The organism is Saccharothrix sp. S26, assembly GCF_021390395.1.
Taxonomy (GTDB): Bacteria; Actinomycetota; Actinomycetes; order Mycobacteriales; family Pseudonocardiaceae; genus Actinosynnema.
The window spans coordinates 183994-205542 of record NZ_JAJUWT010000017.1 but is presented as its reverse complement, the minus strand read 5'-3'; the positions used below and the strand labels follow the sequence as shown (position 1 = coordinate 205542).

15 protein-coding genes are annotated in these 21549 nt (G+C 72.3%); 4 read left to right on the top strand and 11 right to left on the bottom strand.

The window, feature by feature from the left end; all coding sequences use genetic code 11:
• Positions 1-19 precede the first annotated feature (19 nt).
• Positions 20-1300, bottom strand: coding sequence for an ABC transporter substrate-binding protein (locus LZG04_RS26890; RefSeq protein WP_233821760.1), 1281 nt, complete (start codon positions 1298-1300; stop codon positions 20-22).
• A gap of 191 nt (positions 1301-1491) precedes the next feature.
• On the opposite strand from LZG04_RS26890, the gene LZG04_RS26885 reads away from it, so the two are divergent.
• The 4 genes from LZG04_RS26885 (at position 1492) to LZG04_RS26870 (ending at position 9232) form a co-directional block, all read left to right on the top strand.
• Positions 1492-2652 carry an ROK family transcriptional regulator gene (locus LZG04_RS26885; protein ID WP_233821758.1) on the top strand — a complete coding sequence of 387 codons (1161 nt, stop codon included), beginning with the start codon at positions 1492-1494 and terminating at the stop codon, positions 2650-2652.
• Between the two features lie 92 nt (positions 2653-2744).
• Complete coding sequence (locus LZG04_RS26880; RefSeq protein WP_233821757.1) at positions 2745-5849, top strand: glucan 1,4-alpha-glucosidase; 3105 nt, start codon at positions 2745-2747, stop codon at positions 5847-5849.
• Between the two features lie 127 nt (positions 5850-5976).
• Entirely contained in the window at positions 5977-8193 is a 2217-nt protein-coding gene (locus LZG04_RS26875) for a glycoside hydrolase family 66 protein (RefSeq protein WP_233821755.1), read from the top strand.
• A gap of 145 nt (positions 8194-8338) precedes the next feature.
• Positions 8339-9232 (top strand): fibronectin type III domain-containing protein, encoded by an 894-nt coding sequence (locus tag LZG04_RS26870; protein ID WP_233821753.1) that lies wholly within the window; start codon positions 8339-8341, stop codon positions 9230-9232.
• Positions 9233-9540: 308 nt separating this feature from the next.
• On the opposite strand, the gene LZG04_RS26865 is transcribed toward LZG04_RS26870, so the two are convergent.
• The 10 genes from LZG04_RS26865 to LZG04_RS26820 form a co-directional block, all read right to left on the bottom strand.
• Entirely contained in the window at positions 9541-10821 is a 1281-nt protein-coding gene (locus LZG04_RS26865; RefSeq protein ID WP_233821751.1) for a VWA domain-containing protein, read from the bottom strand.
• A gap of 22 nt (positions 10822-10843) precedes the next feature.
• The gene (locus LZG04_RS26860; protein WP_267937942.1) at positions 10844-13078 is read right to left on the bottom strand and encodes a serine/threonine-protein kinase; all 2235 of its coding nucleotides are present in this window, start codon (positions 13076-13078) and stop codon (positions 10844-10846) included.
• Entirely contained in the window at positions 13075-14313 is a 1239-nt protein-coding gene (locus tag LZG04_RS26855; RefSeq protein ID WP_233821747.1) for a caspase domain-containing protein, read from the bottom strand. The genes LZG04_RS26860 and LZG04_RS26855 overlap by 4 nt, the downstream gene beginning before the upstream one ends.
• Entirely contained in the window at positions 14310-14681 is a 372-nt protein-coding gene (locus tag LZG04_RS26850) for a hypothetical protein (RefSeq protein ID WP_233821745.1), read from the bottom strand. The genes LZG04_RS26855 and LZG04_RS26850 overlap by 4 nt, the downstream gene beginning before the upstream one ends.
• A gap of 18 nt (positions 14682-14699) precedes the next feature.
• Positions 14700-15704, bottom strand: coding sequence for a glutamate ABC transporter substrate-binding protein (locus tag LZG04_RS26845; RefSeq protein WP_233821743.1), 1005 nt, complete (start codon positions 15702-15704; stop codon positions 14700-14702).
• A complete protein-coding gene (locus LZG04_RS26840) occupies positions 15701-16975 on the bottom strand; it encodes a hypothetical protein (protein ID WP_233821741.1) in 1275 nt (424 codons plus the stop codon). Before LZG04_RS26840 ends, LZG04_RS26845 begins: the two co-directional genes overlap by 4 nt.
• 9 nt (positions 16976-16984) lie before the next feature.
• Positions 16985-17962 (bottom strand): transporter substrate-binding domain-containing protein, encoded by a 978-nt coding sequence (locus LZG04_RS26835; protein ID WP_233821739.1) that lies wholly within the window; start codon positions 17960-17962, stop codon positions 16985-16987.
• A complete protein-coding gene (locus LZG04_RS26830; protein ID WP_233821737.1) occupies positions 17959-19185 on the bottom strand; it encodes a hypothetical protein in 1227 nt (408 codons plus the stop codon). Before LZG04_RS26830 ends, LZG04_RS26835 begins: the two co-directional genes overlap by 4 nt.
• 434 nt (positions 19186-19619) lie before the next feature.
• Entirely contained in the window at positions 19620-20300 is a 681-nt protein-coding gene (locus LZG04_RS26825) for a bifunctional 2-polyprenyl-6-hydroxyphenol methylase/3-demethylubiquinol 3-O-methyltransferase UbiG (protein ID WP_233821735.1), read from the bottom strand.
• Positions 20297-21457, bottom strand: a complete 1161-nt coding sequence (locus LZG04_RS26820; protein WP_233821733.1) for an ABC transporter substrate-binding protein — start codon at positions 21455-21457, stop codon at positions 20297-20299. Before LZG04_RS26820 ends, LZG04_RS26825 begins: the two co-directional genes overlap by 4 nt.
• Positions 21458-21549: the final 92 nt, after the last annotated feature.

The following is a 21549-nucleotide window of genomic DNA, read 5'->3' as shown; positions in this document are numbered from 1 at the left end:
GCGATCCCTTCCCGGGCGGTTACGCGGTCGGCTTGCCGGCGTCGTAGGCGGTCTTGATCGCCTCGACCACCTGCTGCGGTGTCGCGTCACCGCCGACGAGGTCGGTGGTGTTGGCCAGCAGCACGTCGTTCAGCCCGGCCACCGGCCAGTCCGGGTACAGCGCGAGGCCGCCCTTGTCGCCCGACAGCAGCTCGGTGAACCGGTCGCTCACCAGCAGCCCCATCGCCGAGCTGGCCGAACCGGGCTCCGCCGCGACCGGCACACCGCCCTTGTCGGCCAGGAAGTTCTGCACCTCGGGCCGTTGGGTGATCTCCAGGAAGTCGTAGGCGAGGTCCTTGTTCTTGGCCTTCGCGGGCACGACCCACAGGTTGCCGCCCGAGCCCGGGTGCAGCTTGTTCCCCGGGAACAGGAACTGGCCGGTCTTGAACGTGGGCTGCTCGGCGATCTGCCCGGACCACCAGGTGCCGGAGACGAACATCGGGTACTGGCCCGCGATGAACGCGTTGCCCGCGTCCTGGGCGGGGATGCCGGTGGAGTCGGTGCTGATGTACTTGCGCTCCACCCACTGGCGCATGGTGGTGGCGGCCTTCTCCCACGCCGACCAGTCGACGTCACCCTGGAACCGCTGGTAGGCGGCCAACGACTGCTCGTCCATGTGCGCCAGGGCCAGCGAGTACAGCAGGTGCGGGCCGGGGTAGTCGGCCGAGCCGAGCGCGAGCGGCGTGACGCCCTTGTCGGCGAAGGTCTTGAGCGCGTTCTCGAACTCGGCCAGGGTGGTCGGCACCTGCACGTTGTGCTGGGCGAACAGGTCCTGGTTGTACCAGACGCCGACGTACTCGCCGTAGTTCGTGATCCCGTACCGCTTGCCCGACCCCATGAGCCCGTTGTCGTCGTAGAGGCCGACGTCCTGGGCGGTGTTGTCGAGCTTCCAGCCGCGGGTGGACGCGACCTCGGTCAGGTCGGTGAGCAGACCCGCCTTGGCCACGACGCCGGCGGTGGCGTTGCCCTTGAGGTACTCCAGCACGTCGGGGGTGTCGTTGGAGTCGAGGATGAGCTGACCCGACTGCTGCATCTGCTCGTAGGTCTTGAGCTCCTGCTTGACCGTGACGCCGGGGTGCTCCTTCTCGAAGATCGAGACGGCCTGCTTCCAGGCGGCCGACAGCGCGCTGTCGTCGGTCTCCCACCACCACACCTTGAGCGTGTCGGGGTCACCGGAGTCACCTCCGCTCGAACACCCGGTCATCACCAGCGCCAAGGCGGCGGCCACCGCGGTGGCCAGCCGTAGGGGGTGCTTGCGCATATCGATCCTCCAGAGTCGCGACGGCGGCGTCGCCTACCGGGGTTTTCTTTGTCGCAACATTAAGGGTGATGCGACTGTAACGCGTCAACCCGCAGCTAGTCACGTTTTCGTCACGCAGGAGGTCTTGTCAGCGAGTTTCGCGGCGGTACTATTGCGCTCCGGTTACCCCCGACCTCGACGAGGAGCGCACGGTGCTCGACGCCGCCTCACCCTGGGCACCCCTGCTGCCCTCCGCCCGCCGCGTGACGCTGGAGGTGCTGCTCCACGGCCCGCTGGCGCGGTCGGAGCTGGCGGACCGGCTGGGCCTGTCGACGGCGAGCCTGACGCGGCTGACCAAGCCCCTGATGGACGCCGGCCTGCTGCGCGAGGTGGCCATGCCGAACTCGCGCGGCGGCGGGCGGCCGTTGCAGCCGCTGGACGTCGACCCGGACGTGCAGCGATTCATCGGCATCAAGCTCGCCGGGTTCCGCGCCTACGGCGTGCTGACCAACCTGCGCGCGGACATCCTCGACCGCGCGTCCGTGGAGATCACCGAGCACGACGTGGAGTCGGTCGTGGCCAAGATCGCCGAGCTGGTGGCGTCACTGGACGACCCGGGACGACCGGTCGCCGCCATCGGCATCGGCATCGGCGGTGTGGTCCACGAGTTCGCGCGCGTGCGGCGGGCCGTCTTCCTGCACTGGAAGGACGTCGACCTCAGCGCGGCGGTCTCCCGGGCCACCGGCAGGCCGACGGTGGTGTCCAACGACCTCGACGCCCTGCTGGAGGCCGAGCACTGGTTCGGCGACGGCCGTGACGTGGACAGCTTCGCCGTGCTCACCATCGGCGCGGGCGTCGGCGGCGGCCTGGTCATCCACGACCGCCTCGTCGGCGGCCCCGACTCCGGGCTCGGCCTGCTCGGCCACTTCCCCGTCGACCCCTTCGGCCCGATCTGCCCCGAAGGGCACCGCGGCTGCGTGAAAGCGCTGCTCACCACCGACGGCATCCAGTCGCAGGCCGCCCTGACCCTGGGCCGGCCCGTCACCTACGACGAGGTGCTCGACCTCGCCGAAGCGGGCAACGCCGTCGCCGACCAGATCGTCGGCCGGGCGGCCCACGCGTTCGGCACGCTGATCGCGGCCGTCGCCAACATCGCCCAACCCGAACGGATCATCCTCACCGGCGAGGGGATCCGCCTCGCCCAGGTCGACGAAGCCCGCGTGCGGGCCGCCATCGCCCAGTCCCGCCACCCCGAGGCGTCACCGATCGACCTGCGGTTCATCAACGACGACCCCACGCTCTGGGCCCGCGGCGCGGCCGCCGTGGCGATCCAGCGCACCGTGCTGGCCGTGCTGCCCCTGCGGGCCGGCTGACCCCACGTCCACCGATCCCCTCCCACGGCGCTGACCGCCGTGGCGATGGCGCGCGCCCGCCTCCGCCGAGGCCCGCTCAACGAGGAGCACCCATGCGACCACCCCGACCACGCACGGCGATCGCGATCGCCGCCGCGGCCTGCCTGCTCACCGCCCAGCCCGCCACCGCCGAGCCCGACCCGCCGGGTGCGCCCGGCGCGCCCGCCACCTGGACCACCGGCGACAAGGAGGGCATCGGCACCTCCACCACCGCCGAGTCGAAGGTCTGGTTCACCCTCACCGGCGGCACGCTCAGCGAGGTCTACTACCCCAGCGCCGACACCCCGAACTCCCGTTCGCTGGAGTTCGTCGTCACGGACGGGAAGTCCTTCGCGCAGCGGGAGACCGAGGGCACGACCAGCACCACGACGCTGGTCGACCGCAAGTCCCTCACCTACCGGCAGACCACCGCCGACGACGCCGGCCGCTGGCGGCTGACCAAGACCTACGTCACCGACCCCGCGAGCTCGACCCTGCTCATCGACGTGGAGCTCGAAGGCGACTACCAGCTCTACACGCTGTTCGACCCGCAACTGGCGGGCGACTCCGGCCACGACACCGGTCACGCCACCAAGGACGCCCTGACCGCCGTGGACACCCGCGGCCCGGTCGCCAGCGCGCTCGTCTCCAGCACCGGGTTCGACGTCACCTCCACCGGTTACGTCGGTGCCAGCGACGGCGTGGCCGACCTGGCGCGCGACTTCAAGCTCACGTCGACCTACCGCCAGGCCGGCCCCGGCAACATCGCCCAGGTCGCGCGGATCAAGCCGCGCACCACTCTCGCGCTCGGCTTCGCCGCCACCGAGCGGGCCGCGCTCATCGGCGCCCGCGCGAGCCTGCACCGCCCGTTCGAGGTGACCAAGCGCTGGTACCAGCTCGGCTGGCACCGCTACACCGCGAGGCTGAAGGCACCGAAGCTGCCCGCCGACCTGCTCGACCAGTACTGGGCGTCGGTCATGGCGGTCAAGGCGCACGAGGACAAGACCCACCCCGGCGCGTTCTCCGCGTCCCTGACCATCCCCTGGGGCCAGGCGGTGCCCGCCGACGGAGCGTTCGGCGGCTACCACCTCGTGTGGGCGCGGGACCTGTACCACCAGGTGTCCGCGCTGCTCGCGGCCGGTGACACGGCGGCGGCCCGACGTGCGGTGGACTGGCTGTTCACCCGGCAGCAGCGACCCGACGGCAGCTTCCCGCAGAACTCCAAGGTCGACGGCACGCCCGACCAGACCAACGTCCAGCTCGACGAGACCGCGTTCCCGATCCTGCTGGCCTGGCAGACCAGGCGGTTCGACACCGCGTTCTACCGCGAACACATCGCGAAAGCCGCCGACTTCCTGGTGTCGTCCGGTGCGGCGACACCGCAGGAGCGCTGGGAGGAGACCGGTGGCTACTCGCCGTCCACGATGGCGAGCCAGATCGCCGGGCTGACCGCCGCCGCGGACCTCGCCCGTCGCGCGGGCGACCCCGAGGGTGCGGCGCTCTACCAGGCCACCGCCGACTCGTGGCAGCGGAGCACCGAGCAGTGGATGGTCACCACGAACGGCCCGCTCGGTGACGGCCGGTACTACGTCCGCATCTCCGGCAGCGGCGACCCGGACGACGGCGCCACCCGCAACTGGGCCAACGGCGCCGGGACGCACCCGGAGAACGCCGTGGTCGACGCCGGGTTCCTGGAGTTGGTGCGGCTCGGCGTGAAGGCGCCCGACGACCCGGCCGTGGCCGGCTCGCTGCCCGAGGTCGACGCCTCGATCAAGGTCAGCACGCCCAGCGGGGAGCTGTGGAAGCGCTACACCCACGACGGCTACGGCGAGACCGCCGACGGCGCACCGTGGACCGGGGTCGGCATCGGCCGGCCGTGGCCGCTGCTGTCCGGGGAACGCGGCGAGTACGAACTGGCCCTGGGCCGTGACGCCCTGCCGTACCTGCGCACGATGGCCGCGACCGCGAATCCCGGCCGGATGATCCCCGAGCAGGTCTGGGACCGGCCCGACCCCACCCGGCACGGTCACGTGTTCGGCAAGGGCACCGGTTCGGCCGCGCCGCTGGCGTGGGCGATGGCGCAGTACGTGCGGCTGGCGCAGGGCATCGACGCGGGCCGGCCCGTCGAGACGCCCGCCGTCGTGGCCGACCGCTACCGCACCGGCCCCGTCGCCACCGCGGCACTGACCCTGGACGGCCCCGACGACCTGTCCACCGCCACCGGCCGGACCGTGCGCGTGCACGGCACCACCGACGCCGCCGGCGTGGTCGTGGCCGTCGGTTCGGCGAAGAAGCAGGTCGCGGTGAGCGGTGGCCGGTTCGACACCCAGGTCGAGCTGACCGGGATCGACAACACCGTCAGCGTCGCGGCGGTCGGGCGCGACGGGGCCACCGCCTACCAGCGGCGCACCGTGCTGTCCTACGGCGAGCGCGTCGGCGGGCTCACCGACCCGAGCGGCGACGACCACGGCCCCGGCCCCTACGTCCACCCGACCAACGGCGCGTTCAGCCCCGGCAGCTTCGACCTGACCCGGTTCGACGTGTTCCGCGACGGCGACCGGGTCCGGTTCGTCACCCGCGTGGCCGGCGCGATCACCAACCCGTGGGGCGGCAACGGCATGAGCGTGCAGCGGGTCAACGTCCTGCTGCGCGATCCCGCTCGACCCACCGGCGCCTCACCCGGCCTGCCCGGCACCAACACCGCGACCGACGGCGCCTGGCAGCGGGCGGTCGTCGCCGACGGCCGCTACGCCGACCAGCCCCTGTCGCTCGGCGTCTACGACCCGGCCCTGACCAAGGTCTCCACCGCGGAGCTGCGGGTCGTGCCCGCCACCCACGACATCGTGGTCACCGTGCCCGCCTCCGCGCTCGGGCTCGACGTGGCGACCGCCGGCTACCAGGTGTCGATCTACTCCAACGCCGAGCCCGGCGAGGGCATCGGCCTCGTGCGCCCCGTCTACAGCAAGGCGCACTGGGACAACGGGTTCCCGTGGACCAAGGAGTTCCGCTTCGGCGGCGGCGCGGGCGAGCAGAGCTTCGACCTGCCCAGCCGCGACACCGACACCCGCGACCCCAACACCATCGACGTCATCACCGGTGACGCCGACCAGTCCGCCGTCCTCGACTGGACCACGACCAGCCCGGTCGTGCTGCCCTTCGTGGCGTTGCGGGCCCGATGAGCAGCGGGCGCGGGCACCAGGTCCTCGAACCGGTGCCCGCGCCCGCCTCCCACGCGCCCTCCGGCCAGAGGGACGCGCGGGAACGGCTCCAGCCGGAGCGATACCACCCAGCGAAGAGAGGCAAGGCATGTCCGGAGCCCGAACACATCATCGCACCCGCGTCCTGCTCGCGGGCGCGACCGCGGTCCTCGCCACCGCGGCGTCCGCGGTGATGTCGACCACGACCGCCCACGCGGCCACCGTCACCGACGCGTGGACCGACGCCGCCCGCTACGCGCCCGGAGCGGCGGCCACCGTCACCGCCTCCGTCAGCGGCAGCGGACCGGTGAGGTTCACCCTCACCCACCTCGGTGACGTCGTCACCGCCGCGACCGTGCAGGCGAGCGGGTCCGGCCAGGTCACCTGGCGCGTCACCCCGCCCAACGACGACTACACCGGCTACCTGGTCGAGGTCGAGGCCGACTCCGGCCGCGCCCAGACCGCCATCGACGTGTCCAGCTCCTGGACCCGCTTCCCGCGCATGGGCTTCCTGGCGTACTACGGTCAGGGCATCTCCGCGGCCGAGGCCGACGGTGACATGGCCGAGCTTGCCCAGCGCTACCACATCAACTCGCTGCAGTACTACGACTGGCTGTGGAAGCACGAGCTGCCGGTCAAGCACGACGGCTCCGGCGTCGCCGCCACCTGGACGGCGTGGAACGGCGACGTCATCAGCTCGCAGACCGTGCGCAACTACATCTCGTCGGCCCGCGCCCGCGGCATCGGGTCGCTGCCGTACCAGATGTCCTACGCGGCCCTGAACGACTACGACCGGTCCCGGGTCGACCCGAACTGGCGGCTGCTCAACCGCGACGGCACCGACTGGACCTACCCGATGCTGCCCGGCCAGGTGCTCAAGCTGATGAACCCGGAGAACCCCGGCTGGCAGGACTACATCGTCGGGCAGTACGCCGACACGATCCGCTCCATGGGCTTCGACGGCTCGCACCTGGACCAGATCGGCTACTGGGACGAGAAGTTCGACGTCAACGGCAGGCAGGTCAACCGGCCCAACGGCTTCGCGCAGCTCGTCGAGAAGACCAAGCAGGCCACCGGCAAGCCGGTCGGCTTCAACGCCGTGGACGGCTACGGCGACCAGGAGTTCGCCCGCTCCGGCGCCGACTACCTCTACACCGAGCTGTGGAGCAACTTCGAGACCAACTCCTCGGTGAAGAACTACCTCGAGAACCAGCGCCGCGCGTCCGGCGGCAAACCGCACGTCACCCCCGCGTACATGAACCGGCCCAACACCCCTGAGGGCACGCCGAACAACAACAGCGTGTTCGACACGACTTCGGTGCAGCTGGCCAACGCCACGTTCGCCGCCAACGGCGCCCACCACCTGGAGCTGGGCCCCAACGACCACATGCTCAACACCGAGTACTTCCTCAACAAGAGCAAGACCATGTCCGCCGAGCTCAAGGCGTGGCAGAAGACCTACTACGACGTCATCACCGGCTACGAGAACCTGTTCTACGGCCCGGACCTGCACACCGCGTCCAACGCCGTGCAGATCGCCGGCCGCACCACCTCCACCGACGGCGCCGGCAACACCATCTGGACCAACGTCATGCGCAACAACGGCGTCGACGTCATCCACCTGATCAACCTGCTGGGCAACGACAACCGGTGGCGCGACGCCGGCACCAACACCCCACCCACGCAGACCGACCTGCCGGTCAAGTACTACCTGGGCGACCGGCCCGCCCCGCCGAGCCTGCACGTGGCCAGCCCCGACCGGGACGGCGGGCGTTCCCGTGAGCTGGCCTTCACCACCGGCTCCGACGGCGGCGGCCGTTACCTCAGCTTCACCGTGCCGGAACTGAGGACCTGGGACTTCGTCTACTTCGACAACACCCCCGACGACCCCACCACCACTCCCCCGACCAGCACCACCACGACCACCACCACTCCCCCGCCGGCGGGCTCCGGCCACCTCACCGGCCTGGGCGGCAAGTGCGCCGACGTGGCCAACGGCAGCTCCGCCAACGGCACCGCCGTCCAGCTCTGGACCTGCGCCGACACCCCGGCCCAGGCGTGGACGTTCACCGGCGGCAAGCTCAAGGCCCTGGGCAAGTGCCTCGACGTCGAGGGCGGCGCCACCGCCAACGGCACCCGGGCACACCTGTGGGACTGCCTGTCCGTCGCCTCCCAGACCTGGGAACGCACCGGCGGCAGCCAGTACCGCAACACCAAGTCCGGCCGCTGCCTGGACGTGGCCGACCAGTCCACCACCGACGGCACCAGGCTGCACCTGTGGGACTGCCACGCCGGTGACAGCCAGAAGTGGAGTTTGCCGCAGTAAGACCCGCCGGAGGCGTTGTGCGGCCGGGCCGCACAACGCCCTCCCGGGCTCGCGTCCACCTCACTGCGACTGAATGGTCCACACGCACCGGCGAGGAATTGCGGAACACTGTGCGTGGGCGAGTGAACACGGAGAGGACGCGAATTTGCGCAAGAAGTGGAACTCATCCCGGGTCGCCGCCTTGTCCCTGGCCTCGACCTTGGTGGCCGGCGGGGCGCTGGCGGGGGCCGCGGGTCCGGCGTCGGCGCAGACGACGGCGGTGCGGGTGGAGTACACCTGCACGACCTCCCTCGGGCCTGACGTGACGCTGACCGCGTGGGTCGTCGGCGGCCTGCCGGACGACGGCGCCGGCCCGAACTCCGTGGCCAACCACGATTACGCCTACATCGACGTGGACCTGGACCTGCGCGAGCTGCGGCCGGCCTTGGCGATACCGGGCGGGGTGCGCCTGGACGGCGACAGCACCGCGACGCTCGACGCGAGGATCGTCGGGCCGGACGGCACGCGGACCACCCAGGCCGCGTTCACCCTGGCACCGACGTGGCTGACCACCACCGAGAAGACCGCGGTGCGCGCCGCGGGCTCGTTCCCGGTGCAGCAGTTGAGCACGCCGGGCAACTACGACCTGCGCGTGGACGACCTGACGCTGGCACTGCGCCCCGAGCGCGCCGACGGCACGCCCCTCGGCACGGTCACCGCGTCCTGCTCGCACGACCCGGCGCAGAACGACCTGCTGGGCACCGTGGCGTCGCAGGCGGCCCACTTCGAGCGGCCACCGCGCCCGCGCCTGCTGCGGGTGGTCTCGACGACCCCGACGTCGGTGACGCTGGCGTGGGAGGGCTACCCGTGGTGGAACCCCACCAAGGGCTACGAGGTGTACCTGGACGGCGGGAACACCGGCCTCGTCACCGAGGAGCAGGTCACGCTGACCGGTCTGACCCCCGACCGGCAACACCGGGCGAAGGTCGTCACCGTGGACGTGCAGGGCATCCGGTCGACCCTGAGCCAGGGCTTGATCTTCACCCTCCCGCGCGCCTGACCCGCGGGGTCCGCCGACCGCCGGGGTCCGCCGAACCGCGGACCCCGGCGCCGCACTGGAGGCGGGTCGCGACCCGACCCTCGCGAGCCCGGCCGTCGCGGGTCCGGCCATCCCGGGCCTGATCGCCGCCAACCCAACGGTCACCAACCCGACCGCCACAAACCCCGACCAACCCAGCCCTCACCAACCGGCCACCACAAACGCGGCCGTCGCCAACCGACCGCCACAAACCCCGGCCCTCGCGAATCCAGCCATCGCGAAGCCGGTCGTGTGCGCGTGGGATCGGTTCGGCGTTGTGGCCGCAGGCGTCAGGACTTGTCGCGCCAACGCTTGGTCGTCCGGGACTCCAGCGCCAGCATCTCCTTGTCGACCTCCTCCATGTCGCGGCGGATCCGGACCCGCGCGGCGGCGGCGTCGTCCACGTGCACCACCTTGTCGAGCATCTCCAACGTCTCGATCCGGCCGGACTCCTCGGCGAGCTGCGCGGCACGACCCAGCTGCGCCGCCGCCTCGTCGTGACGGCCGTCGCGCATCGCGACGAGCCCCGACTGGAGGGCTTCGCCGAGTTCGACCTGGCCGGTGTAGTGCGCGACCTTCCGGCCGATCATGGTGGACAGGGCGGGGTCGTCGGTCCACACCGCGGGCACCAGGCCGCCACCCGCGAGCTCGACGTCGTTGGCGACCACGCTGACCATGGCGGCCAGCACCTCCTCGCCGACCTCCTTGCCGGGCGGCAGTTCGACCGACAGGTGGTAGTCCCTGGTCTCCGCGCCCCACGAGCCGGTCAGGTAGTCGCCTTCCTGCTCGCCCACGTCCTTGCGCCGGTCGGTGAGGTCGACCCGGTGCGGGTGGACCTCCTTGAGGAACCGGACCCGGCTGCCCTTCGGGTGCCACACCCGCAGCATCACGTTGGCGATCGTCGTGCTCATGAAGCCCTCGGCCATCGCGCGGAACCCGTCGACCAGCTTCTCCGGGTCGGGCAGGCCCTGGGCGGTGCCGTGCAGCGCGTCGGCGATCGCCATCAGCGGCGCCGCGGCCCACCCCTTGCCGACCCCGCGGCTGTCGCAGACGAAGCGGTCGCGGCATTGGCGCAGCACGGCGTCCAGCTCGTGCGGCTGCTGGTGCTCGTTGTGGCCGTCGGTGAGCAGGATGCCGTGCTTGATCTCGGCGTCCTGCGCGGCCAGCAGGCGGTTGGCGAGGTCGAGCCACGTGCCGATCGCGGTGCCGCCGCTGGCCCGCAGCTCCCGGATCGCCTTCCTGGCTTCCTCCTTGGTGACCGGTGACGCGGGGACCATCCCGCCCGTCGGCGGGTACACCACGCGGGCGGTCCGCGTGCCCGCGACGATCGCGAACGCCACCTCGTCGTTGAGCATGTCGACGGCGACGGCGGTGGCCCGCTTGGCCTCCACGATCTTGTCGTCACCCATCGAGCTGGAGCAGTCGATCATGATGACCTGCGCCGCGGTCGGGGCCGGTCCCCTGCGCTTCGCCGCGGTGCTGACCGAGATCACCGCGTCAATGACCTGCTGCCCCGCCGACAGGTACTTGTTGTGGTCGACGCTGATCTCGAAACCGGTTGGCTGGCTCACGCGCGCTCCTCGTCCCTCCGTGTCAGAACAGGGTCCTGGGCCGGACCCGGTTCGCCTGCCGGACCAGCGCGACCTTGTCGTCGGGGTCATCGGTGACGGTCGCCAGGTCGCGGTAGGCCTTCTCCAGGCCGAACCGCAGGTCGCGCTCCTCCAACGCCCGGCCCAGGACCTGACCGGAGCGGTCGTGGTGGCCGTTGCCGCTCGCCACCCACGTCAGCGTCGCGTCGAGGATCCGCGCGGACAGCGCGGCGCGCTGCTCGATGCCCAGCTCCAGCGTGGTCAACCGGGCGGCGGCGTCCAGCAGGTCCGGCTTGTCCGGTTCGGCCGCGAGCCGCGTGCGGATCGCGGCGATCTGGGCGTTGCGGTGCTGGCTGGAGGTGTCCGGCACGCGGTCGAGCGCGTCGACCGCCGCCGCGAGGTCGCCTTTCCGGCGCAGCACCCGCGCCAGGCCGAACGCGGCGCTGACGTACCGGTTGTCGGTGCGCCAGACGCGGCCGTACAGCTCGCCGGCGCGGTCGTCCTCGCCCGCGCACTCCGCCGCCGCGGCCAGCGCGAGCTTCGGTGTCAGCTCACCGGGCAGGGCGTCGTAGACGGCGTCGAACTCGCGCACGGCGTCTTCCGGCCGCCCGGCCGCCATCGCGTGAATCCCCCGGTACCAGGCGATGCGCCAGTCGCCGGGCAGCTCCTCCGCGCAGTCGTCGAGGTCGACGCGGGCCTGGTCCAGGCGACCGGCCGCGATCAGCGCGGCGACCAGCTGCAACCGGACCTCGGTGCTCTGCACGGGGATGGCCCTCAACGCGGCGATCATGTCGTCGGGGTCCGACCCCGCGATCGCGGCGAGGTGGGCGGCCGACTCGTCGGTCGGGTCCACCAGCGGTGCGGGCAGCGCCTCGGGCACGCGGGTCCAGTCGACCCCGTCGCGCTCGTTCTCCGCGTCCTCGGCCCCGAACGTCCTCAGCTCGACGGCGAACTGCGTCGACACGGTCAGGCGCGGCTTGCCGTCCGCGGCCGCCAGCACCTCCAGCAGCACGCCTTCCAACTGGCCGCGCATCTCCTCGGCCGAGCCGAACCGCTTCTCCGGCACGGTGTGCGTGGCCCGGCGCAGCAGGCGGTAGTACGAGTCGTGCTCGGCGAGCAGCGGCACCGTGTCGCGGGCGGGCAGGTTGTAGAGGTTCTCCTCCCGCGAGAAGCCGGCGAACGGGAAGCTGAGCACGGCGAGGGAACGGCCGACGGTGTGGATGTCCGAGGCGACCGACGGGCCGCGGCGGTCGAGTTCGGGCGCCGCGAACCCGCGCGTGCCGAACAGGACGTCGCCGGGGTTCCTGGCGTCCACGACCGCCCCGAAGTCGATGAGCTTGATCTCCCCGGTGGTGGTGTAGAGGGCGTTGTCCGGCTTGAAGTCGCAGTAGAGCAGGTCGTGCGAGTGCAGGTGGTCCAACGCCAGCAGCACGTCGGAGCCGAACGTGAGCACGACCGGCAGCGACAGCGGCGCGCGGCGGCCCTCCTCGTCGCGGTAGTCGAGGAAGACCTGCTGCAACGACCGGCCCTCGACGTACTCCATCACGATGTAGCCGTCGAGCTTGCCCGTGCGCGGGTCTCGGTGCTGCACGAAGTCGCTGATCTTGACGATGTTCGGGTGCTTGACCTGCAACAGCCGTCGCCGTTCCTCGATGGCCTGCTTGATCGCGACCGGGTCGTCGGAGTCGATGAGCCCCTTGAGGACGACCAGGTGGTCGGTCTCCTGGTCGCTGAGGTGCCGGTCGCGGGTGAGGTAGATCCAGCCCTGACCGCCGCGCGCGATGCACCGCAGGACCTCGTACCGCTCGGCCACCAGCGTGCCCCGGCTCAGGGCGGGCGCGAAGGAAAAGCGGACGCCGTCGTTCGGGCACGTCCCCTCGGTCGGTCCCGGCTCGCCGTCCACCCCTCGGCCGACCGGCTCGCGGCACTCGCGGCAGAACCGCTTGGTCTCGGGCACCTCGACCAATGACGGCGTGTCGGAGTCGGGGTCGCGCGGCGGCAGCGGCGGCAGCTCGACCGAGCCCCCGCCGAGCGGGGTGCGGCGCCGGCCGGAGTTGGGCACCGATCCGGGTGTGGTGCCGCGTGACTCCGGTGTCGACGAAGTCGGTGCGGTCGGCGGCTTGTTCGTCGGCGGTGTCGTCGGCGGTGAGACCGCGGGTCCCGCCTTGTGGCCGCACGTGCCGCAGTAGCCGTGCGGGAGGATCGTCCCCCCGCAGCCCGTCCTGGCGCAGGCGCTCATCGTTCCCTCTCCCTCGACCGGGTGACCGCGTGGACGTACGCGTCGACCGCGGCGTCGGCCGCTTCGAGGTCGCACGGCTTGACCCACAGCAGGTTCCACGCCGCCTCGTGCAACGCGTGCACCTCGTCGTCCTCGGCCAACCGGCGACGGGCCGCGCGCACCCGGTACGACTCCAGCAGGCCGCGCAGCTCGTTGCGGGCGTCCAGGGGCCGCTCGACCTCCGCTCGCAGTCGTGCGGCGGCGTCCTGGGCCGCGACCAGCTCGGCGTCGAGCGCGTCCAGCTCCGCGGCCGAGGGCCTGCCTCCCGTCGCCACGCGCTCGTCCAACTGCCGCACGCGCTCCCGCAGCGGCGGCGCCGAGGCGGTGAACGGCGGCAGGTCCGGCGACAGGATCCGGTCGACCGTCAGGTCGTAACGCCGCTTGGTCTCCTGCTCGACGGCGTCGAGCGCCTCCGCGCGGGCGCCCAGCTCGGTCAGCTTCCTCCGGATCTTGTGCGCCGCGTTGGGCGCGAGCGCGAGCGCGGCCGCGGTGTCGCTGTGGTGGCAGCCCGGTTCCGGGTAGCCCCGACCGCGCAGGCTGGAGGCCACCTCGCGGAACAGGGCGTCGAGGGTGATCAGCACGCTGGGCTCCGCGGCGATGCCGTCCCGCAGCACGCGGAGCAGCTCGCCGGTGAACAGGGTGTTGCGCTGCGCCAGGGGTGCCAGCGCCTTGCCGAAGGCGGAGGTCAGCACGTACGCCCCGCTCACCTCGACGTACTCGAGCACCTTGTCCGAGCTCGACATGGTCTCCGGCAGCGCGGTGCCCGCGAAGCAGCAGTCGAGGATCAGCACGCGGATCTTCGCCCGGCTGCGGTGGATGTACTGGCGCAGGTCGGCGCAGCGCAGCGCGGACGTGCGCAGCGAGTCCGGCTTGCTGTCGCGCACGGTCAGGCACAGCTCGTTGTCGCGGTCCCAGGTCATCTCGCCGTGCCCGGCGTAGTAGACCAGCAGCACGTCCTCGGCCTCGCGCACCGCGTCCAGGATCCGCTCGCCCAGCAGCCCTTGGTCGGGCGGGTCGAGCACGACCTGGCAGTGCTCGCGCGCCAGGCCCGCGCCCAGCGGCGAGGTGAGCAGCGCGGCGAGGTCGTGGAGGTTGTTCGCCACACCGGGCAGGTCGTCGAACGCGGGGTGGGTGTAGGAGCTGGTGCCGACCAGCACCGCGCGCGACCTCGCCGCGTCGGGCAGGCGTTCGATCACGTGGTACCGCCCTCGTGCTCGTCGAGGACCTTGCGCAGCATCGCCTCGACGTCGGCCTGGTTGCCCCTGGCCTGCTTGACGTCGACCTCGGTGCTGCGGCCGTCCGGTCCGCTGACCTTGATCTTGATGTGGGACCGGCGGCTGACCAGCCAGGTCGCGAGCGAGCCCGCGAGCGCGGTGACCGCGCCACCGTTGCCGACCGCGACCGACACCACGTCGGTGAGCCACCCCATCTCCTCGGGGTTGCGGGCGGGTTTGCCGAGCGTCACCGCTCCGCGCAGTTCCGGGCGGCTGATCAGCCACCCGTGCAACGACTCCAGCTCGGTGAAGGCGTTGTCGGTCTCCTGGATCCGGATCGCGGCGCTCACGCGTGCTCCTCTGCGGTTTCAGTCGACGTACAGGGCGGGCGGTGGGCTCGGCAGCACGGGTTCGAGGTCCGCGAGCCACTTCGCGTACAACCGGCTCCACGTCCCGTCGGCGCGCAGCCGCTCCAGCACCGCGTTCACGTAGCGGACGAGGTCCTCGTCGGTCTCCCGCATGGCGAGGCCGTGGTGCTCCTCGCTGAACCGCGGCCCGACCATGTGCGTGGTCGGGTCCTGCGCGGTGAGGCCGAGCAGGACGCTGTCGGTGGACGAGATGGCGTCGACCTGCCCTTCCTGCAGCAGCACCAGGCAGTCGCTGAACTCCCGCACGGCGACCGGCACCAGGCCGCGCGCCGGGTCGGTGATCCGGCCGATGGACGTGGTGCCGTCGGGTGCGCACACCCGCTTGCCCCTCAGGTCCTCGATCCCCTTGACGGTCGAGGTCTTGGCCACCATCACGCGCTGCCCGGAGAAGAAGTAGTCGGTGGAGAACATCACCTCGCGCGTGTAGCGCCGCTCGCAGGTGATCGTGATCGAGTCGGCGAGCAGGTCCACCTGGCGCGCGGCCAGCTTGTCGAAGTTGTCGGTGAAGTTCACCTCGACGAACTCGACGGCCGTCTCGTCGCCGAAGAGCGCTTTGGCGATCTCCTTGGCGATGTCGACGTCGAAGCCCTCCAGCTCGCCGGTGAGCGGGTTGACCGAGCCGAACTTGCTGAGGTGCTGGTCGACGCCGACGACGAGCTTGCCGCGCTGCGTGATCACGCCGAGCGCGCCGCCGGCGAACCGGGTGCCGGGCGGCGGCAGCGGTCCCGCCGGGCGCAGGCTGCTCCGCTCCGGCACGAACGGGCCCTTGCCCTCGGGGCACTCCGTCGGGTCCTTGGCGCCGTTGATGTCCGACGGCGCGACCATGCCCGGCGGTCGTGGCGCGGCCAGCGAGAGCTGCGGCCGGGCCGGGACCGGCGCCGCGCTCGCGCACCCCGCCACCAGCGCCACCGCCGCGGTCAGGGCGGCCACCGCGCAACGTCTCATCGGTACTCCCTGATCCGGGGCGCGAGACCCAGGCCCGCGGCGACCGCGCCCACCAGCGCCAGCAGGGCCGCGGCCGCGTCGGCCCCGGCGAGCGCGTCCACCGCGCGCACCGACTGCTCCTCGAACCGGCGCTGCGCGTCCTGCAACGCCTCCGCCAGCCGCCGGTCCACCTCGTCCGCCAGCGCCGCGGACCGCGGCAGGTCCGCGGCGGCGAGGTCGGCGCGGCCCGCCTCGTGCAGCCCGCGCCACTGCCGCCACGCGCCGATCGCGGCGTCGGCCGCGCCACGAGCTTCGGCGTGGCCACCCACTTCCTCCGCCGCGGCGGCGAGCGAACCGGGCACGTCGCGGTCACCGTCGAGGGTGGCGGCGGCCTGGCGGAACGCCTCCTCGTACAGGCCGCCGTTGCTGCGCGCGACCAGCGTCAACGCTTCGGCGCTGCGCGCGGTGAGCGCGGTGATGCGGGCCGTGGCGAGCGCTTCGGTCTGCGCCACGCCCGCACGGCCCGCGTCGGTGCGGGCGGCGGCGACGACCGACGCAGTGGTGAGCCAGCCGACCGCGAGCAGCAGCGCGCCGGTGGTCACCAGCAGGCCGCGGTTGAACGTGCGCCGCGTCGTCTCGCGCAGGTACAGCTGGGCGGCCACCAGCGCACCGAGGGTCAGCACGCCGAGCGCGACGGCGAGCCACGCGACCGACCCGGCGTCGTCCTGCGCGGCGGCGAGCTTGGCCTCCTCGTCGCGGTAGAGGCGGTGCGCCGCGGGCAGCAACGTCTCCCGCACCAGCGCCGACGCTTCGCGGAGGTAGCCGGCGCCGACCGAGAAGCCCTGGCGATCGTTGGTGTGGGCGGTCGCCACCAGCCCCGAGTAGCGCGCGAGCTGGGCGGTGAGCTCGGCGACGACGCGGGAGGTGTCGTGCGACGTGCCCGCCGCCGCGGTGCTCAACGCGACGGCGGCCCGCTCGATGTCGGCCAGGTAGCGGGCGCGCTGCTCGGGGGTGGCCCGCTCGCCCGCGAGGAAGACGCCGTTGGCCGTGGCGTCCGCGTCCGAGAGCGACTGGTAGACCTCCAGTGCCGCGCTCGACAGCGGGATGCTGCGCTGGGTGACCTCGGTCAGCACGGCGCGCCGGTGCGCGATCTCCGCCCAGCCGACGACGCCGGTCACCAGGCACAGCGCCACCAGTCCCCCGAGCAGCACGCGCAGCGCGGCCGGTGGCGAGCCCGCCACCCGGCGCGCCCGCGCGGCGAGACCGGCGTGCCGCGACCGTCGTGTCGTCACCACGCCACCTCACTCCGACCGGTAGCGCGGGGTCGGCGGTTCGGCTTCGCCGATGTGCTTGGCGAGCCACTCGCGTTGCAGCCCCGTCCACGTGCCGTCCGCCATCATCTTCTCCAGCACCGCGTTGACGAACCGGACCAGGTCGACCCGGTTCGGGGCGATCGCGATCCCGGTCGGGTCGGAGCGCAGGCTCGGCCCGACGATGTGCGTCGAGGGGTCCTGCGCGGCCAGCCCGGCGAGGATGATGTCGCCGGTCGACACGGCGTCGACCTGCCCCTGCTGGAGCAGCAGCAGGCAGTCGCCGGTGTTGGCGGCGCCCACCGGGACGGGGTTGGACTTCGCCACCGCGATGGGCCTGAGGTTCGTGCTCGCGTTCGACGCGCACACCTTCTTCCCGCCGAGGTCGTCGATGCTCTGGACCCCGGAACCGCGGTGGACCAGCAGCCGTTGCCGCGACGAGTAGTACGCGGTGGAGAAGGCGACCTTCTCCCACCGGTCGCAGGTCATGGTCATCCCGGCGAGGATGATGTCGACCGGGTTCTCCTCCCTGAGCAGCGCGGGGATCCGCTCGTCGGCGTTGAGCGAGCGGTACTGGATGCGGTCGGCGATCCGGGCGCGGTCACCGCCGAAGATCGCGTAGGCGACCTCCTCGACGATGGCCGTCTCGAAGCCGCGCATCCGGCCGTCGCGCGAGTCGCGGTAGCCCAGCAGGAAGGCGTTCGACCCGACGCCGACGACGAGGTCGCGCTTGCCGATCTCGGCCATGGTCGAGCCCGCCGGTGGTGCGCCGGGTGGCGGCAGCGGGCCGTCCGGCCGGAAGCTCAGCTCGGACTGGCAGTCGTTCTCGCGGTCCGCCGGGATCGGCGCGGGGTCCGACACCCCGATCGGAGCGGGCGTCGGCACGGAGAACCGCGGCCTCGGCGGCGCCGCTTCCGGTGCGGCGCACCCGGCGACGGCGAGCAGGGCGACCAACGCCATCCACCTCATCGGAACTCCCTGATCCTCGGCGCGTAGCCGAACCCGACGGCCAGCGCGGCCAGCCCCATGAGCACCCCGACGACCAGCTCGCCGTTGGCCATCGCGTCACGCGCCAGCCGGGACTCCGCCTCGAACCGCTCGGTGGCCAGCCCGATCGCGGTGGCGAGCTCCTGGTCGACCACGGTCGACGGCTCGGCCGTGCCCTTCGGGTCGGCGCCGGTCGCCAACCGCACGGCGAGGTTGTAGTCGCCGCTGTCGTCCGCGCCGCGCAGGTCGCGGTGGTTGTCCTGCCACTGCCGCCACGCCTGGACGGCCTGGTCCACCGCGGGCCGCGTCCGGTCACCCGTCGCCGCGTTCTCGGCGACCGCGAACAGCCCTTGATCGCCGTTGAGCTTGCCGGCCTTGTCGGCGAACGCGAGCTCGTACGGACGTCCGCTGCCCCGGGAGACCAGCGACAGCGACTCGTCGGCACGGGCCTGCAACGCCATGACCCGCGCGTTGGCGAACGCCTCGACCTGCGCCGTGCCCTCCCTGGCCGTCGCGCTGTGGGCGACCGCGGAGATCGACGCGACGGCCAGCCACGTGACGGCGGCCAGCACGCACGCGGTCGTGGCGAGCAGCCCCCGGTTGAAGATCCGCCGCGTGCCGCGCGCCAGGTGGACCTGCGCGGCGATGAGCGCCGCCAGCGCGAGCAGCCCCGCACCGAGCGCGACCCAGTCCACCGCCGCCGCCTCGTCCTGGGCGGCGGCCAACCGCGCGTTCTCCTGCCGCAGCAGCTCCTCCGCCGCCGGGAGCATGATCGTGTGCGCCAGCGCGGAGGCTTCCCTGAGGTACGACGCCCCCTGCGGCAGGCCCTGTCGGTTGAGCGTGCGCGCGGTCTCGATGATCCCGGTGTAGACCGGGAGGTGCGTGGTGATCCGGGTGATCGCCTCGGCGCTCTCGCCGTCGGGAGCGCCGGAGGCGGCGGTGCCGAGCGCGGCCGAGGCTTCGGCGATGTTGGTGCGGTAGCGGTCCCGCAGCTGCGGCGGGTCGACGTCACCGGCCAGGAACGCGCCCGCCGCCGTCGCGTTCGCGTCGGAGATCGACTGGTAGCTCTCCAGCGCGGCCCCGGTCAGCGGCCCGCCCCGCAGCAGCACGTCGTCCAGCGCGGCGCGGCGGTGCTGCACGTCCAACGCCCCGACCAGGCCGGAGACCAGGCACAGCAGCGCCAGCACGGCGGCGAGCGCGGTCATCGGACCGGGCGGGCGGCGGAATGCCAAGCGGAGCGGAATCAATCGTGAGCGCGCGATCGGCGGTTTCCCCGACCGCACATCGCGCGTCGTCAAGGCCACGTGTCCCCCTGCCGTTCCGGATCATGTACCGCGTGCATCGGCGAGGACCGGAGCTTAGTTACGGCACATCGGGAAAGGAGCTGTTTCGACCATTTAGCCCGCCTTCGGCGCAGCCGGCCGCCAGCGGTGTCCGCGCTGCTCCATGCGGTCCAAAGGCGCGGCCAAGAGGGTGATGGCCGCGCCATTCACGTTCCATTGTCGGAGGGATCCTCGGGTTCCCGCCCTCGAATTGCGACCAATTTCCGCAGTTCTGCGGAACACCGCGCTTACGCGCCGGAAACCGAGGCGTCGGCGGGACCGAGACGATCAACCCACCGTCACCGATGACACGCGCTTCAGGCCGCCGGCGCGGTCCAGGTGATGCCGCACAGGTAGCGGTCCATGGTGTCGTCCGTGCGGACGCCCGGGAACGCCTCGCGGTACTGCGCGTGGCACTCGCGGCGCGACGGCGGCCTGTTGCGGGTGACGTGGTCGAGCCACACCGGGTGCAGGCGCAGCCGCAGCACGTCGGCGGCCACCGGCAGGGAGCGGTGGCGGGTGGCCATCATCGCGGCGACCCGGAACGCCTGCGCGCGGTGCCACCAGCGGCTCCGGCCGGGTGGGTTGACCACCTCGATGGCCACCAGGCGGCCACCGGGGCCGATCAGGTCGCGGACGTGCGCGAGCACGCGCGGGTAGTCGCCGACCGCGAACAGGGTGTTGACCGCGAGCACCAGGTCGAACCGGCCGTCCCGCCGCGCCGTCACGTCGAACAGGTCGCGCGCCTGGTAGTCGATGTTCGGCCGGGCGCGTTCCGCCCGCGCGATGGCGATCTCCCGCGCGGCGGCGTCCACCGCCAGCACGGAGTCGTACCGATCGGCCAGCAGGCCGCTGTACCGGCCCGAGCCGCACCCCAGGTCGAGCGCGCGACCGCCGCGCGCGGGCAGTGCGGCCCGCAGCCACGGCCGGTACAGCACGTCGGTGATCTCGGCATACCGCTGGTAGTGCCGCGCCAGCACGTCGAAGTGCGCGTTCACCACGTCACCTCGGTGGAGATGAACTCGTTGCTCACCACGTCCGCCGAACCCAGGTCGGCCGGGACGGTGGCGCGCTTGGCGGCCAACAGCGGCTTGAGCTCCTCCACCAGCCGGTCCACCCGGGTCGCGTCGAAGTCGCCGACGACCGGGGTGACGCCGTCGTGGCTCAACCCCAGCGACCGCATCTGCTCGTTGGCGTACCGCGCGCGCTCCAGGCTGTACTGCGTGCCGGCGTTCAGCTCCCGAACCATGCGGACCAGCGCCTCGTTCGTCGGGCCGGGATCGCGGACGTAGGCCGCGGTGCTGCGCTGGAGGATGGGCACGAGCCGGCGCAGGCACGGCGCCAGCCGCTCCAGCTCGCTCGCCGCGACCGCCAACGCCTCCGGGTAGATCGGGTAACCGCTGTCGTGCACCAGGGCGAACGCCACCGGCCGCCGCCACGGCTCGACCTCGTGCTCGTAGCGGTACGGCTCGTTGGTGGCGTAACCCTGCTGGGCGATCTCGCCGTCGGCCGCGACGAACCGGGCGGGCGAGCCGTCGTAGGAGCCGTCCACTTGCGACTGCCGCAGCCTGCCGCTGTGCACCAGGTAGTCGATGTAGGAAGCGCCGTTGGCGTGCACGACCGCGGTGTCGGTCCGGCCGATGTCCTCGATGGTGCGCCAGTCCGGGTGGCGCTCGGGCGACCACATGATCATCTGCGGGCTCTTGTCCAGCGGCGCGAACACCGCCCGGGTCGGGAAGGAACCGGCTTCCTGCACCGCTTCGTCGGTGGCGATGCTGCCGAGCGTGATCGCGGGATCGGCGGCCATGAGCGCCGACACCCGCTGGAACCCGGTCACCGGACCGCCGGCCCGCACCTGCAACCGCACGCCGGTGTCACGCCCGTCCTCCAGCAGCGGCCCCTCGACGGCCTTGCGCTGCGCGTCCACGGTGAAACCGCTGCCCAGCAACCGGTACAGGCCACCGTGCTCGGCCTGCGGGAACCAGTTCATCTGGACCACGACCGTGTCGGGGCACGTGCCGGCCAGGGACTCGGCGGCGGGCGGCGGCGCTTCACCACCCGGCCCGGCCGGTGTCGCGCAGGCCACGACGGCCGAAGCGACGAGGATGATCGACAGCAGGCTGCGCCCGGCTACCATGCGCTGGGTCCCCCTCACCAACACGATGATCCACTGCGACGGCGGTGGCCCGCCCAGGCTGTCACAACCGACGGCGCGGCGGTCACGGTCCCCGGCCGTTCCTACGGAGG